Consider the following 15151-nt stretch of genomic DNA (forward strand, 5'->3'; position numbering starts at 1 on the left):
ACATCATATCAGGCTTTTCGCATAAACTCAACCTAATTTTTTATTGTCTCCGCCGGTGTTCAGGAAAGACCTAAGTGATTGGAAAGCCTAATAGGGCATGGCTCCTTGGAAATTGATGATGATGTAGTGCTTGTTTCCGGAGTTGGTTGTCGTGATGGATAAATTTTCATTAAGAACAGGCTGCTTACCGAATATTTCCAAAAGGAAACTCTTGAAGACTTTATCCGTTTTGGATTGCAGGACTTCTTTGAAGAATTCGCTTTTTGTGACCGGATCGATGCCATCTTCGAAAATGATCTTTTCATCTGCTGTCAGGTAATCATCAGTCAAAAGTATTTCAGCTCTTCGACCGAATGGAATCTGTACTTTTAAGTTTTCTTGGTATTCCTCTTTTTGGTAATCACGGGCGATGCGCGTCACTAAGTAATCGATGGATTGTCTGATCTCTGATTGTTCTGTCATGAAATATCCCTCCAACTTTTTGCCTATCCTAAATATATCACAAACTACCCCTTATAGAAATCCTTCCATGCAAATCGTGAGCCCTTTTACGGCAAATGACCAGCTGATGCGTAGCCCGGAATATATCTTTTTCCCGTTTTTTGCTACAATGGATTGAGAGCATCACCCGGAGGCGATACACAGCCGCTAAGGCAACGCCGAAACGAAGATATGAGGAGGAAGAAAATGGACAAAAGTATGATCGACAAAATCCATGAGGAATTGGAAGAACAGCACTTGCCTTGCGACTGGCGATTGGAGTGGCATAAACCCTTCCATACAATCGAAATTGTGTTATTATTAGAAGTCAGTTATCCTCCAGATAACAGTATTTCTGATATATTTGGCCATTCGAATCACGAAGATCGGTTCATTTTTGAAGATTCTGTGCTGTTCTATGATCGTGCATCTTCAAAAATAAAAACAGAGGAGTACTTGACCGGTATTCCCTTTGATCGGAAAAAAGGGATTCAAGGCGGATTGGCCGAAGCAGTGGTCAAAAATATACGCTTGACAGTAGGTGAGGCTAACAGCAAGCTCAGGGACTTTCTGAATAATGAAGGAGACTCCAGCTTCGAATTGCATTGGAATGAGCAGAATTTTGTTCAGACAATTGAAACACTGAAGGAAATAGGAAGATATGATGAAACGTATTATCGTTATCCATAATGATAGGAAAGGTGAATGCAAATGGAATGGAATGAAGTGAAGGTTGTGACTGCTACCGAAGCAGTTGAGGCTGTATCAAATATATTGATGGAGGCGGGTGCGAAAGGCGTCGCGATAGATGACGAATTGGACTTCGTCAATCTGCAGGATGATGGGTTCGGACAGATAAAAGAGGAACGTGCGTTGCCTGAAGAAGGTCATGCAGTCTATATCATGGCTTATTATCCAAACAACGCAGGTTTCCAGGACACCGTGTTGTTCATCAAAGAGCAATTGGCGGAGCTGGAAAAAATTGATCTGAAAATCGGGAAAAATGAGATGCAGATCAACCAGGTGAAAGAAGAGGATTGGGAAAACTCCTGGAAAGAATATTTCCATCCGATCCGCTTGACGCGTTTTTTAACGATCGTACCTTATTGGGAAGAATATACGCCTGAAGATGAAAAAGAAATGCTGATTCAGTTGGATCCGGGAATGGCCTTCGGAACCGGCACGCATCCTACGACGCGTCTGTCCATCGAAGCGCTTGAAGCAGTGATGCGGGGCGGTGAAAAAGTGATCGATGTCGGAACCGGGTCAGGCGTGTTGAGCATCGCGGCCAAGGCAATGGGAGCGGACACAGTCTATGCTTATGATATCGATGAAATCGCCACACGCGTTTCTAAAGAGAACATCGCTTATAATGCCTATGCTTCGGATGTGATCGTCAAAGAGAACAACCTTTTGGTGGGGATTGCCGATCAGCAAGCGGACATCATCGTTGCAAATATACTGGCGGAGATTCTGCTGCTGTTGCTTCCCGATGCCTACAACAACCTCAAGGATGATGGTTATTTTATCCTTTCGGGGATCATCGATTCTAAGAAAGAAGAGCTGATCGCAGCTTTGGTAAGCAATGGTTTTGAGATCGAGCAAGAAAAGCAAATGAAAGATTGGGTTTGCCTGATCTGCACTAAAAATCTGGAGGATTGAAGCATGCAACGATACATTATTCCGCCTCTAGCAAAAGATTACCAAATGCAGGCGATTATTTTGTCTGATGATTTCCATCACCATATGGTGCATGTGATGCGCATGAAGCAAGGGGAGCAAGTCTATTTAGCCGACAACTCGGGCATTTCGTTTGTTGCGGAAATCACCGACATATCCGCAAGCACGGTCAGTTTGAAGTGGGTGGCGGATGAAGACCGCTCCACCGAACTTCCGGTCAAGATTGCGATCGCCTGTGGATTGCCGAAGGGCGACAAGCTGGAATACATCGTACAGAAGGGCACAGAGTTGGGCGCGGCAGCCTTCATCCCATTCGCAGCAAAAAATGCGGTTGTAAAGTGGACAGCGGACAAAAGTACGAAAAAACAGCAACGCCTGCAAAAAATTGCGAAAGAGGCAGCGGAGCAATCGCACCGCCAAAAAGAGCCTTTTGTGTATCCTGTCCAAAATCTCAAAGAGTTGCTGGCGGAAGCGGAAAAATACAGCAAAGTGTTGATTGCCTATGAAGAGGATGCAAAGGCCGGTGAGGGCAGCATCTTGGTGAACACGCTTGAAAATCTTGAATCAGGCGATTCGTTGTTGTTTGTGTTCGGGCCTGAAGGCGGCTTGGCGCCGGAAGAACTGGCGGCATTCAGACAAGCCGGCCATAAGAGCTGTGCCTTAGGGCCGAGGATTTTGCGGGCTGAAACAGCGCCTTTATATGCATTGACGGCAGTGTCCTATGAAATGGAATTAAGAAAGGGAGCGGATAAAAATGGTTGAAAAATTAAACAAATATATTGATCACACTTTATTAAGACAAGATGCGATAGAAGAGGAAATCAAAGCTCTTTGCGAAGAAGCGAGGGAATATGACTTCAAATCCGTCTGCGTACAGCCCTGTTGGGTCAAAAAGGTTGAAGCATTCCTGACCGGTTCGGATGTGCTTGTCTGCACCGTCGTCGGTTTTCCTCATGGCGCCAATACAGCAGAAGTGAAGACTTTCGAAGCGAAACAGGCGGTGCAGAACGGTGCCGATGAAGTGGATATGGTCATCAATATAGGAGCTTTGAAGGATGGCAATTACCAAACAGTCGAACATGAAATCGCAGCTTTGGTCGAAGCTGTCAAAGACAAGGCAATCCTGAAGGTCATCATCGAAACGTGTCTGTTGACCGATGAAGAAAAAGTCATCGCTTGCCAGTTGGCTCAAAAGGCAGGCGCCGACTTCGTCAAGACTTCTACCGGTTTTTCAACAGGTGGCGCAACATTGGAGGATATCGCACTGATGCGCAAGACAGTCGGACCTGTGATGGATGTAAAGGCAAGCGGCGGTGTGCGCTCGTATGAAGATGCATTGGCCTTCATCGCAGCCGGAGCGACTCGCTTGGGCACTTCCAGCGGCAAGAAAATCGTCGAAGGCTGGCTTGCTGCAAAATAAATGTAAGGGATGCTCCATCTGCATCCGAATAATCGAATGATCAAGGAAACCTTGAGGGACTTCTTTTTTATGAAGCGATCCTTCAAGGTTTTTTGAGGTTTGAGGTTGAAAACAGAGGATAAATGTTGATGGCGCTTCGTTCCGAATTAAAGTATAATAAAGGGAACTATATTCACTTTTTTGTGTGCAGAATAGGATATATTCAGCATCTTTTCCGTTTGTGGACGGAATCGCAGTAAGTAAATACATAATCTTAAGAGTCAGGAGTGACAACATGCCGAAAATCAAAAACTATTCGCCTGAAGAGGTTGTGCAGCTATGCGCGGAATATATGAATGAAACCCATGTGGCATTTGTCCAAAAAGCTTGCGACTTTGCCAGGGACGCTCACAGCGGACAGATGCGGAAGTCCGGTGAGGAGTACTTCGTTCATCCGACCCAAGTCGCCGCGATATTGGCAGATTTGGAATTGGATCCAGAAACGATTGCAACAGGATTTTTGCATGATGTTGTGGAGGATACAGAATATACATTAGAGGATATCGAACGGGAATTCTCCAAAACCGTAGCCATCTTAGTGGATGGCGTCACAAAACTGGGGAAGATCAAGTACAAGTCCCATGAAGAACAACAGGCCGAAAACCACCGCAAGATGTTGATGGCCATGGCGAAGGATCTGCGGATCATCATGGTGAAGCTGGCGGACAGACTGCACAACATGCGCACCCTGAAATTCCATACGCCGGAAAAACAACGGATCATTTCCAATGAGACACTGGAAATTTACGCACCCTTAGCCCACCGCTTAGGGATGAACCGGATCAAATGGGAACTGGAGGATACGTCGCTCAGATATCTGAATCCGCAGCAATATTACCGGATTGTGCATCTGATGAACAGCAAACGCGATGAACGGGAACTGTACATCAAAGATACGATCAACAAAATCAAAGATTCAATCGATGAATTGGAGATTGAGGCAGATATCTACGGCAGACCGAAGCACATCAACTCCATCTACCGAAAAATGAAGGACCAAAAGAAGCAATTCACGGAAATCTATGATCTGCTGGCTATCCGCGTCATTGTCCATTCCATCAAAGATTGCTATGCCGTTTTGGGTGCCATCCATACAAAATGGAAACCTATGCCAGGCAGATTCAAAGATTATATCGCCATGCCTAAAGCGAATATGTATCAGTCGCTGCACACGACCGTCATCGGGACGCAGGGAACGCCCGTTGAGATCCAAATCCGGACAATCGAAATGCATCAAGTCGCTGAATATGGGGTTGCGGCTCACTGGGCATATAAAGAGGGCATCACCAAAAAAATCGAACCGGATAAAATGCCCCATCAGATCGATTGGTTCCGCGATTTGATCGACTTGCAAGATGATTCCAAAAACGCCAGCGAATTCGTCGAAAGCGTCAAGGAGGATATCTTCAAGGACAAAGTCTATGTCTTCACTCCGAAAGGCGATGTCGTTGAATTGCCATCGGGTGCCGGCCCGTTGGATTTTGCCTATAACATCCATACCGAAATCGGTCACAAAACCATTGGGGCGAAAGTCAACGGAAAGATAGTCCCTTTAAATTACAAGCTTCAGAATGGCGATATCATCGAAGTGATGACATCCCCGAACTCATTCGGTCCAAGCAGGGACTGGGTCAACCTTGTTTCCACAAGCAAAGCAAAAAATAAAATCAAACGCTACTTCAAGCTGCAGGACCGCGATGAACATGTGATCAAAGGCAGGGATATGCTGGAAAAACAATTGACTGAAATGGAATTTTCGCCAAAAGAGTTCCTGACCAAACTAGCGATCAAAGATTTGTTGAATCGCTTCAATGTGAATTCGGAAGATGACCTCTATGCGGCAATCGGCTTCGGCGAACTGTCTGCATTTATCGTCTCCAATCGTTTGACCGAAAAAGCCCGCCGTGAACGCGATAAACATAAAGCGGAACAACATCTGGACACAATCGAGCAAAAAACGAAAAAAGACAATCCTAAAATGAAGATTCGCCATGAAGGCGGCGTTGTCATTCAAGGAGTGGACAATCTGCTCATCCGTATCAGCCACTGCTGCAATCCGGTTCCGGGGGATGAAATCGTCGGCTACATCACAAAAGGGCGAGGCATCTCCGTCCATCGGAAAGATTGCCCAAATGTTCAGGTATCCGGAGAACACGGCGACCGCTTGATCGATGTTGAATGGGAAGATACCGGCACCTCCAATATTGATTACGAAACCGAATTGACGGTTGAGGGCTACAATCGTTCCGGTCTGTTGAACGAGATCCTGCATGTCGTCAATACGATGACCAAAAATCTCAGCAGCGTAAACGGAAAGGTCGACAGCAATAAAATCGCTGTCATTACGTTGAAAATCGGGATCCAAAATTTGAGTCAACTGGATAAAATCGTTGATAAAATCAAAAATATTCCGGATGTCTACACAGTCAGAAGGGTCACATCCTAATCAAAATGAATCGAGGGCAGTTATATGCGTGTTGTTGTACAGAAAGTGACGGAAGCATCCGTCTCTGTTGATGATGAAATCATCGGGGAAATCGGTGAGGGCTTCATGCTTTTGGTCGGCATCGGCAAAGATGACACCCAAGACGATGTCGACTACCTCGTCCGTAAAATTTCGAATCTCAGGGTTTTCGAGGATGAGGAAGGCAAAATGAACCGATCCTTGAAGGATGTTTCTGGAGCCATCCTTTCGATATCCCAATTCACTTTGTTCGCTGATACCAAAAAAGGGAATCGCCCAAGCTTCACTAATGCAGCCCCTCCGGAAACCGGGGAGGCGATCTACCAAGCGTTCAACGAGTTGTTAAGCGCAGAAGGCTTTCAGGTGGCATCGGGTAAGTTCGGTGCACACATGTCTGTCCGTTTGAACAACGATGGACCCGTAACCATCCTCATCGATTCCAAAAACAAATAACAGAGCCGGCAGCTTGAACCATTCGAGGTTCAAGCTGCCGACTCTGTTTTTATTCAGCTTTTTTTATTGGAAATATTCGGTCAGTGCTTGGTAGAGGCTTTCTGCCACCAGCGAGCGATAATAATCGGAATTGAAGGTCTTGACGTCGGAGTCATTATTCATATAGCCGAGCTCCAACAACAAGGCGGGCTGATCATTTTCACGTGTGACCAAGAAATCGCCGAATTTGGAACCATTGTCCTGCAGCGGTAATGTGTCAGCCAGGTGATTATCGACGAGATTTGCCAACGGAATATCCGCATCAGCATAGTAATAAGTCGTGAAGCCTGTCGCGGAAGCACCGCTTGCAGTCGAATCATAATGCAGACTGATGAACAGATCGGCATTATTGACATTACTCATTTCAGCTCGATCTTCCAAGGTAACATAGACATCAGAGGTGCGCGTCAATATGACGTTGGCTCCGGCACTGCGTAATTTATCTGCCACCGCTTCAGCGGTTTTGAGTGTTACTTCCTTCTCGTAAATATAAGTTCCTTCTGCACCGGGATCCTCTCCTCCGTGGCCCGGATCGATCACGATGGTCGCTTCGGCAAGCGTGGTGGTGGATGATGCAGTGACCGGTGTATTGAGCGACTCGGATGTTTCCACCAACCAGGAAGCGACGTAACCTTCCTTGTTTCCCTCGTAAAGAATCTTATAGAAATCACCGGATTCGCTGATCAATTCGTACTCTTCATCTTTTTCGGCAATGAACAGGATGTCACTACCGGTAGAAGGCCCGCTGCGAACATTTACGCCATCCATCGTAATGAGGACTTTTGGATTGGCGTCGTCTGCTACAACCGCTGTAGTATCGACTGTTTCCGGCGCCAACTGGATGCTGCCAGGAGAAATTTCGATCAGCTCTGACAGAATCCAAGCGACTTTATTGTTATATTGAATTTGGCTCCAACCGTTCTCCTCATATAGCAGAGCGAATTTTTCGCCTTCACTGGCCGTTCCGATAACTTCGGATGTTTCATTGTTCTCTTGACGAACGTTGGCTGAGGGCACCAGTATTGTTGCCAGTAATTCGGATGTTGCCGCGATCTCAGTGTTGTTGATCAGCCAACTGGCCACCCATCCGATTCTTCCGTCCGATAGGCGGACTTTATACCATTCGTTCTTATCGGCCAGAACATTGACTGAGGAACCGCCTTGAATTTGCGTCATAATGTCATAGGACAATCCTGGACCGGATCGAACATTTACAATGCTGGCGGAAATGCTGACTGTTGTATAGTTGGCTAATGCTACCGTACCGAAGGAGCCCAATCCGACAAATAGCAAAACAAGCGCCAAGAAGAACAGGTGTCTATTTTTTGCGATAGTCTTCACTGATTGTCTCCTTTCTGGTTTGGGATGCATAAAATTTACAAAAATTGTTCAATTCTTCTATCATTATAGCAAAGATACGGTATCCAATGCAAAGCCTTTTCAGAAATTATAGATGTGTTGCATTTATGAACAAGGCAGAACCGCATCGCAACCTTTCAACATGGCATGCGCAATTGTTCCGGAAACCACCACAGAAGCAGGCGTGCCGCTGCGTTAACCCGGAATGTGAAAATATGATGAAAACAGTATTGACAATTCAGTACTTATCTTGTATCGTTAAGGAAATTATAAATGTCCAGTGAAGATCGAAGTAGAATAGATTGGTTTGATTCAGAGAGGATTGCCGAGGCTGAGAGCACTCCCAAACGTTTATTCGAAAGACAGGTTGGAGGATTAATAGTGAAAAGCTATTACGCCACGAACGTTACTCGTTAAAGGAAAGCTATGCTTTCGAATAAAGGTGGCACCACGTCTGACTAATCGTCCTTTTCCATGATGGAAAGAGGGCTATTTTTTTGCTTTTTTTCAGACAAAAGACAGTATGAAGCGAAAGGAATGGTTATAAAAATGATACAAAAACCAAAAGGGACTGCCGACATATTTTTGCAGGAAGCAGAAATTTGGCAATACGTGGAAGAAACAGCCCGGATCTTACTGCATGACTATCAATTTTCGGAAATCCGTACCCCGATGTTTGAAAGCTATGAACTGTTCTCAAGAGGGGTCGGCGATACGAGTGATATCGTATCGAAGGAAATGTACGACTTCTATGATAAAGGCGAACGACACATCGCATTGAAACCTGAAGGAACGGCTCCAGTGGTCCGGGCTTACGTCGAAAATAAGCTTTTCGGTCCCGAACATCCGAAACCGCTGAAAGTCTATTATATCAGCCCGATGTTCCGCTACGAAAGACCGCAAGGCGGAAGAATGCGTCAATTCCACCAACTGGGTGTCGAGGTTTTCGGAAGCATCAATCCGGCGACCGATGTCGAAACGATGGCATTGGCATGGGATATATTGAAGGAATTGGAATTGAGCGATCTGAAATTGGTCATCAATTCGTTGGGCAAGACGGAAGATCGAATCAGATACCGCGAAGCGTTGATCGCCTATTTGGAACCTTTCCATGATGAATTGAGCAAAGATTCCCAGACCCGCCTCCACAAGAATCCATTGCGTGTTTTGGACAGCAAGGACAAACGCGACAAGGAAATCGTTGCCCAGGCACCGAGCATTTTGGAGTTCCTTTCGGAAGATTCGAAGAAGCATTTTGAATCGGTTCAGGAAATGCTTCAGGTATTGGAAATTCCCTTCACCATCAACAGCAACATGGTTCGCGGACTCGATTACTATCAGGATACAATCTTTGAAATCATGAGTGCATCCGCGGTCTTTGGGGCGGAAACGACCATCTGCGGGGGCGGCCGCTATGACGGCTTGGTCCAGGAAATCGGTGGGCCGGAAGTGCCTGGTTTTGGCTTCGGGATGGGCTTGGAAAGATTGATCCTTTTGATGAAGGATCAGCAAGTCGATGTGCCGAAATTATCCGAATTGGATGTATATGTGGTCGGTTTGGGTGAAGCTACGAACATCGAATCCTTGAAATTGGTCCAAAATGCGCGCCAAGCAGGGTACTCCGCGGACCGGGACTTCCATGACCGCAAAGCTAAAGCGCAATTCAAGACCGCCACGAAAAATGGGGCCAAAGTAGTGCTGACCATCGGCGAAGATGAATTGAACAACAAACAAGTGCAATTCAAAGTGATGTCGACCGGCAAAGAGCAGAAAGTGGCGTTGACTGAGATTTACGCGGATTTTGATAAAGTGTACAAAACACAGACAGCCGATATGACGGCTTTTAATGAATTTTTCGGAAAAGAAGACTAGAACATACAGAAAAGGGTAGTGAAAATGGATAGAAGAACAGAGTATTGCGGATTATTGACGGAAGCATCCGTTGGACAGACTGTCGTCGCCAATGGTTGGGTTAACAAAAGAAGAGACTTAGGCGGATTGATCTTTGTCCATCTGCGTGATCGTGAAGGCATCGTCCAAGTCGTTTTCAACACAGAGTTCAACGAAGAAGCGTTCCGCATTGCGGAAACGATCCGTGGGGAATATGTCCTGCAGGTCAAAGGTAAAGTAGTCCTTCGTGAAGCAAATCAGATCAATCCGAACATCGGCACAGGCACGATCGAAATCGAAGCGGAATCCGTGGAGATTTTGGCAAAGGCTAAAACACCGCCGTTCTATATCGAAGGCGATCTCAACGTTTCCGATGAATTGCGCATGAAATACCGCTACATCGATTTAAGAAGAGATAAAATGATGAACAACATGAAAATTCGCCACAAAACGACGCGCACTGTCCGCACCTATTTGGATGGCTTGAATTTCATGGACATCGAAACACCTTATTTGACGAAATCGACTCCGGAAGGTGCGCGTGACTATATCGTTCCATCGCGTGTCCACCAAGGCGAATTTTACGCACTGCCGCAATCCCCTCAGCTGTTCAAACAGATGCTGATGGGCGCAGGCTTTGACCGTTATTACCAGATTGTGCGCTGCTTCCGTGATGAAGATTTGCGTGGTGACAGACAGCCGGAATTCACCCAAATCGATATCGAAACTAGCTTCCTGTCTGCAGTTGAGATTCAGGAAATTACAGAAAGCATGCTTCAGAAAGTCATGAAGGACGTTTTAGGAAAAGACATTCCGGCTCCATTCCCGCGTATTTCCTACGATGAAGCGATGAACCGTTTCGGCAGCGATAAGCCGGATACCCGTTTCGCATTGGAACTGATCGACATGAATGAATTTGCGAAAACTTCTTCATTCAACGTATTCAAAGCGACCAGCGAAAACGGCGGCCAAGTCCGCGGATTGAACGTCAAAGGCAAAGCCGATTCCTATTCGCGTAAAGATATGGATAACCTGATCGAATACGCCAAACAATACGGCGCAAAAGGCATGGCTTGGATGAAAGTCGAAGAGGACGGACTGAAAGGTGCCGTGGCAAAATTCTTCACCGAAGACAGCGAAGAATTGATCAGACTGATGGATGCCGAGCCTGGGGACTTGTTGGTGTTCGTTGCTGACAAAAAAGAGATCGTCTATCAAGCGCTAGGAGAATTGCGTCTGAAGTTCGGCCGCGATCTTGATCTGATCGACAAATCCCAATTTGCTTTCGTTTGGGTTGTGAATTGGCCATTGCTTGAGTACGATGTGGACGCAAAACGCTACACTGCAATGCACCATCCATTCACTCGTCCGAATGATGAAGATCTTGACAAATTAGCCGATCATCCGGAAGAAGTCTATGCACAAGCCTATGATATCGTATTAAACGGTTATGAAATCGGCGGCGGATCTTTGCGTATCTACACAAGGGAAGTGCAAGAGCAGATGTTTGCGGCACTTGGCTTCAGCAAAGAAGATGCCGAAGAAGAGTTCGGTTTCTTGTTGGATGCCTTCGATTACGGCTTCCCACCGCATGGCGGCATCGCATTAGGACTGGATCGTTTGGTCATGTTGTTGGCTGGCGAATCGAATATCCGCGAAGTGATCGCGTTCCCTAAAAACGGGAAAGCTTTCGACCCGATGACGAACGCTCCAAGTGAAGTAAGCGCAGCTCAGTTGAAAGAACTGAGCCTGAAAATCGCTTCACTAGACTAACCTTGGACTAACAATTGCACTAAAAAGAGCATCTGATGGTAAGGAAAACAGGCCTTATGATACAATAATCGTATCATAAGGCTGTTTTTTTTCGTCTCTTGTTTTGCATAAGACGGAAATGCTTTTTAGGATAATACACAATAAAAGGGTGAAGATATGTTAAAGATAGGTTCACATGTTTCTATGGGCGGTAAAAAAATGCTGCTGGGATCAGCAGAGGAGGCAGCATCGTACGGTTCGTCGGTATTTATGATCTATACAGGCGCTCCCCAGAATACCCGGAGAAAAAGTGTCGATGAGATGAATATTCCGGAAGGCATGGACTATATGGCGAAGCACGGTTTGGTCGAGCTGGTCGTTCATGCACCCTACATCATTAATTTGGCCAACACCACAAAACCGGATCATTTTGAGTTCGCGATCGGATTTTTGCGTGATGAAATCGTGCGGGCGCAAGCGCTGGGCGCTAAACAGATCACGCTGCATCCTGGTTCGCATGTGGGCGCAGGTTCTGAGATAGGCATCAAACAGATCATCAAGGGCCTGAATGAAGTGCTGGAGCCCAGCCAGACCGCTCAGATTGCGTTGGAAACGATGGCCGGAAAAGGCACCGAAATCGGCCGAACGTTTGAAGAATTGGCTGCCATCATGGATGGCGTAATCTATAACGATAAGTTGTCCGTAACGTTGGATACGTGCCATACGAACGATGCGGGCTATAACGTTAAAGAGGACTTCGACGGTGTTTTGGAAGAATTCGACCGCATCATCGGTCTGGAACGTTTGAAAATGATCCATGTCAACGACTCGAAAAACGAGAGAGGGGCCCACAAAGATAGACATGCGAATATCGGCTTCGGCACCATCGGCTTCGAAACCTTAAATAAAATTGTTCACCATCCGCAACTGCAGGATTTGCCAAAAATATTGGAAACGCCGTTTGTGGGTGAGGACAAAAAGAACAAGAAGGCGCCTTACAGATTCGAATTGGATATGCTGAAGTCGCAGACATTCAATCCGCGTTTATTGGAGGACATACTGAACCAGTAAGAAATACATCTTTGGATGGATGCGGTTTTACCTTAAATCAGGGATAATTGTATGTAAGCACAAAATGAAAGAATAAAGGAGATGGAATGATGAAAGGTTGGTTGAAAGGCTTAATTGGAGTGTTTATTGCGGTGTTGCTGTTGGGAGTGCCATTGATCAGCTCTTATAATGGTTTGGTGACGGAGGAAAGCAATGTCGATGTACAATGGGCGAATGTGGAAACCAAACTACAAAGACGTTATGATCTGATCCCCAACTTGGTGGAATCGGTAAAAGGCGCTATGGAACAGGAACAGGAAGTATTCGGTGCAATCGCTGATGCCCGCGCAAGAATCGGCAGTGCCCAGACGACTGAAGAACAGGTTACAGCCAGCAACGAAATGGAATCCGCACTTTCGCGTCTGTTGGTAATTGTAGAGAACTACCCGGAACTGAAATCAAACGAACAAGTGACGGCCCTTATGGATGAATTGGCAGGTACCGAAAACAGGATTTCTGTCGAAAGGGATCGTTACAACGAATCTGTGCAACAATATAACAACAAAGTCAAACGGTTCCCTGGATCGCTCATGGCAGGGCTTTTCGGATTTGATGAAAAATCTTATTTTGAAGCGGTCAGCGGCGCTGAAACCGCACCTAGTGTAGACCTGAATACAGACGACGAATAATTGAGGGGTTGAGGATGCTTTGTTTCAAATGAGGAAAAAGGCACGATGGCAACTACTTTTGGTTTTAGGAGCATTCTTCGTTTCGATGGTGTTCGCGCCATCCAAAAACGCCCAGGAGTTACCTGATCCGACAACCGAATTTTATGTCTATGATCCAAGCGGTACGCTCTCCGAAGAAACAAAAACATTCATCATGAGCGTGAATGAGCAGTATGAATTGACCGAAGAAAAACCCCAAGTTGTCGTGGCAGTGGTAGATTCACTGCAGGGTGAGACAATCGAGGAGTATTCTGTCGATTTGTTCGAAAAGTGGAAAATTGGCCAGGCGGATGCTGATAATGGTGTGCTGATTTTGTTGGCTCTGGAGGAAAGGGAAATTCGCTTCGAAATCGGTTACGGCCTGGAAGGTGCCTTAACGGACAGTAGAACCGGTAGAATTCTGGACAATCATCTGGAGTATCTTTCGGCCAATGATTTCGATGGCGGTCTGAAAGAAATCTTTACTGAGGCGGCAGTTGTCGTCAATCAGGAATACCAATATGATGACGAAGTGATTTTCTCCGGCTATCCTGTCGATCCAACGCAATACGCGGAAGGCGATTCATCGTTCTTCGCGTCAATCGTCCAATTCCTGTTCATCCTGTTGCTGTTGTCCTTCTTTTTTGGCGGCAGAGGCGGTCGCGGTGGACGTGGTGGACGTGGTGGTGGAATGAATCCGTTGTGGTGGTTGCTTCTTAGCGGAGGCGGAGGCGGTTATCGCGGCAACAATCATCGTGGAGGCTTCGGAGGAGGCGGTTTCGGAGGCGGTGGCTTTGGCGGAGGGGGCGGCTTCGGAGGCGGCGGTTCTTCCGGAGGCGGCGGATCCAGCAGAGGGTTCTAACGCACCTGTTGCAGCAATGAATATAAAAACAAAAAGAAGAGGGCCGGAATTTTAATCCGGGTCCTCTTCTTTTTATGTCAGGGTATTATGGTAGTATCGGAAATTTCGATGCTGCTCATGATGATGGCGGCTGTTTCTTCTATAGAACGTTTGGAAACGTTGATGACGATGCAACCCAATTTGTTGTACAATTCATAGGCGTATTCCAACTCAGCCCGGATGCGGTCCATGTCCGAATAAATGGTTTCCGGTGATAATCCGTAGGCAATCATCCGCTCTTTGCGGAAATTATTCAATACCTCTGCATCATTGGTCAATCCGACGATCTTCTTAGGATCCACTTGCCAAATTTCGTCTGGCACTGAAGCTTCCGGCATAATCGGCAGGTTTGCGACTTTGATGGTCTTGTTCGCTAAAAACATAGAGAGCGGCGTCTTTGAAGTGCGGGAAACGCCGAGCAGGACCAAATCGGCATCCAAGAAACCCTTTGGATCTTTCCCGTCATCGTACTTGACGGCAAACTCGATGGCGCTGATCCGGTTAAAGTATTCATCATCCAACCGATGTAGGGCGCCTGCTCTCCGTATGGGTTGCTGCCCGGTCATTTCGGTGATATCACTGACCATTGCTTTCAATATATTGTAGCAAGGCAAGCCCTCTGCAGCGCAGAAACTATCCGTGTATTCACTTAAATCCTCGACGACTAAAGTATGGATGACGAATGCTTTCAGCTCTTTGGCCTCTACCAATACAGGCTCCAAGTCTTTCATTTTTCGAATGAACGGGTAATGATACATATGAACAGTTATTGATGGGAATTGTGCCAAGACAGCCTGGAGGACTTTTCTGGCGGTGTCTCCTACCGAATCGGATATGATCACAAAATGCAAGTCATGTTGCTCTGGTTGATCCATATAATTTCATCCTTCCTGAATCTTAATGATTGCAATCTCACT

Annotated in this window: 14 protein-coding genes; 11 read left to right on the plus strand and 3 right to left on the minus strand. The window is 46.2% G+C overall.

Annotated features, from left to right (window positions below):
• Positions 1-87: 87 nt before the first annotated feature.
• Positions 88-462: a hypothetical protein gene (locus C7R56_RS03270; RefSeq protein WP_107995172.1), complete on the minus strand. Its 375-nt coding sequence runs from the start codon at positions 460-462 to the stop codon at positions 88-90.
• A gap of 225 nt (positions 463-687) precedes the next feature.
• On the opposite strand from C7R56_RS03270, the gene C7R56_RS03275 reads away from it, so the two are divergent.
• From C7R56_RS03275 to dtd, 6 genes are all read left to right on the plus strand, one after another.
• The gene (locus C7R56_RS03275; RefSeq protein ID WP_159072140.1) at positions 688-1170 is read left to right on the plus strand and encodes a DUF3013 family protein; all 483 of its coding nucleotides are present in this window, start codon (positions 688-690) and stop codon (positions 1168-1170) included.
• A gap of 21 nt (positions 1171-1191) precedes the next feature.
• A complete protein-coding gene (prmA, locus tag C7R56_RS03280) occupies positions 1192-2142 on the plus strand; it encodes a 50S ribosomal protein L11 methyltransferase (protein ID WP_107995444.1) in 951 nt (316 codons plus the stop codon).
• Between the two features lie 3 nt (positions 2143-2145).
• On the plus strand, positions 2146-2922 hold the full coding sequence (locus C7R56_RS03285) for a 16S rRNA (uracil(1498)-N(3))-methyltransferase (RefSeq protein WP_107995174.1): 777 nt from the start codon (positions 2146-2148) through the stop codon (positions 2920-2922).
• On the plus strand, positions 2915-3580 hold the full coding sequence (deoC, locus tag C7R56_RS03290) for a deoxyribose-phosphate aldolase (RefSeq protein WP_107995175.1): 666 nt from the start codon (positions 2915-2917) through the stop codon (positions 3578-3580). The genes C7R56_RS03285 and deoC overlap by 8 nt, the downstream gene beginning before the upstream one ends.
• A gap of 274 nt (positions 3581-3854) precedes the next feature.
• Complete coding sequence (locus tag C7R56_RS03295) at positions 3855-6065, plus strand: RelA/SpoT family protein (protein WP_107995176.1); 2211 nt, start codon at positions 3855-3857, stop codon at positions 6063-6065.
• A gap of 24 nt (positions 6066-6089) precedes the next feature.
• On the plus strand, positions 6090-6536 hold the full coding sequence (gene dtd, locus C7R56_RS03300) for a D-aminoacyl-tRNA deacylase (protein ID WP_107995177.1): 447 nt from the start codon (positions 6090-6092) through the stop codon (positions 6534-6536).
• Positions 6537-6599: 63 nt separating this feature from the next.
• Here dtd and C7R56_RS03305 read toward each other — a convergent pair whose 3' ends face one another.
• The gene (locus C7R56_RS03305; protein ID WP_234402564.1) at positions 6600-7916 is read right to left on the minus strand and encodes an N-acetylmuramoyl-L-alanine amidase; all 1317 of its coding nucleotides are present in this window, start codon (positions 7914-7916) and stop codon (positions 6600-6602) included.
• Positions 7917-8483: 567 nt separating this feature from the next.
• Here C7R56_RS03305 and hisS point away from each other — a divergent pair.
• The 5 genes from hisS (at position 8484) to C7R56_RS03330 (ending at position 14195) form a co-directional block, all read left to right on the plus strand.
• The gene (gene hisS / locus C7R56_RS03310; RefSeq protein WP_107995445.1) at positions 8484-9806 is read left to right on the plus strand and encodes a histidine--tRNA ligase; all 1323 of its coding nucleotides are present in this window, start codon (positions 8484-8486) and stop codon (positions 9804-9806) included.
• 24 nt (positions 9807-9830) lie between these two features.
• Entirely contained in the window at positions 9831-11597 is a 1767-nt protein-coding gene (aspS, locus tag C7R56_RS03315; protein WP_107995179.1) for an aspartate--tRNA ligase, read from the plus strand.
• Between the two features lie 156 nt (positions 11598-11753).
• Entirely contained in the window at positions 11754-12647 is an 894-nt protein-coding gene (locus C7R56_RS03320) for a deoxyribonuclease IV (RefSeq protein WP_107995180.1), read from the plus strand.
• Positions 12648-12733: 86 nt separating this feature from the next.
• Positions 12734-13315, plus strand: a complete 582-nt coding sequence (locus C7R56_RS03325; RefSeq protein WP_199902972.1) for a LemA family protein — start codon at positions 12734-12736, stop codon at positions 13313-13315.
• Positions 13316-13343: 28 nt separating this feature from the next.
• Positions 13344-14195 carry a TPM domain-containing protein gene (locus C7R56_RS03330; protein WP_107995181.1) on the plus strand — a complete coding sequence of 284 codons (852 nt, stop codon included), beginning with the start codon at positions 13344-13346 and terminating at the stop codon, positions 14193-14195.
• A gap of 77 nt (positions 14196-14272) precedes the next feature.
• On the opposite strand, the gene C7R56_RS03335 is transcribed toward C7R56_RS03330, so the two are convergent.
• Positions 14273-15109, minus strand: a complete 837-nt coding sequence (locus C7R56_RS03335) for a pyruvate, water dikinase regulatory protein (RefSeq protein ID WP_107995182.1) — start codon at positions 15107-15109, stop codon at positions 14273-14275.
• Positions 15110-15151 lie beyond the last annotated feature (42 nt).

It is taken from the genome of Trichococcus paludicola, assembly GCF_003052295.1.
GTDB classification, from domain to species: domain Bacteria; phylum Bacillota; class Bacilli; order Lactobacillales; family Aerococcaceae; genus Trichococcus; species Trichococcus paludicola.

Coding starts and splice junctions, on each gene's coding strand:
- C7R56_RS03270 (WP_107995172.1), bottom strand. CDS start 462: ATGACAGAACAATCAGAGATCAGACAATCCATCGATTACTTAGTGACG.
- C7R56_RS03275 (WP_159072140.1), top strand. CDS start 688: ATGGACAAAAGTATGATCGACAAAATCCATGAGGAATTGGAAGAACAG.
- prmA (WP_107995444.1), top strand. CDS start 1,192: ATGGAATGGAATGAAGTGAAGGTTGTGACTGCTACCGAAGCAGTTGAG.
- C7R56_RS03285 (WP_107995174.1), top strand. CDS start 2,146: ATGCAACGATACATTATTCCGCCTCTAGCAAAAGATTACCAAATGCAG.
- deoC (WP_107995175.1), top strand. CDS start 2,915: ATGGTTGAAAAATTAAACAAATATATTGATCACACTTTATTAAGACAA.
- C7R56_RS03295 (WP_107995176.1), top strand. CDS start 3,855: ATGCCGAAAATCAAAAACTATTCGCCTGAAGAGGTTGTGCAGCTATGC.
- dtd (WP_107995177.1), top strand. CDS start 6,090: ATGCGTGTTGTTGTACAGAAAGTGACGGAAGCATCCGTCTCTGTTGAT.
- hisS (WP_107995445.1), top strand. CDS start 8,484: ATGATACAAAAACCAAAAGGGACTGCCGACATATTTTTGCAGGAAGCA.
- aspS (WP_107995179.1), top strand. CDS start 9,831: ATGGATAGAAGAACAGAGTATTGCGGATTATTGACGGAAGCATCCGTT.
- C7R56_RS03320 (WP_107995180.1), top strand. CDS start 11,754: ATGTTAAAGATAGGTTCACATGTTTCTATGGGCGGTAAAAAAATGCTG.
- C7R56_RS03325 (WP_199902972.1), top strand. CDS start 12,734: ATGATGAAAGGTTGGTTGAAAGGCTTAATTGGAGTGTTTATTGCGGTG.
- C7R56_RS03330 (WP_107995181.1), top strand. CDS start 13,344: ATGAGGAAAAAGGCACGATGGCAACTACTTTTGGTTTTAGGAGCATTC.
- C7R56_RS03335 (WP_107995182.1), bottom strand. CDS start 15,109: ATGGATCAACCAGAGCAACATGACTTGCATTTTGTGATCATATCCGAT.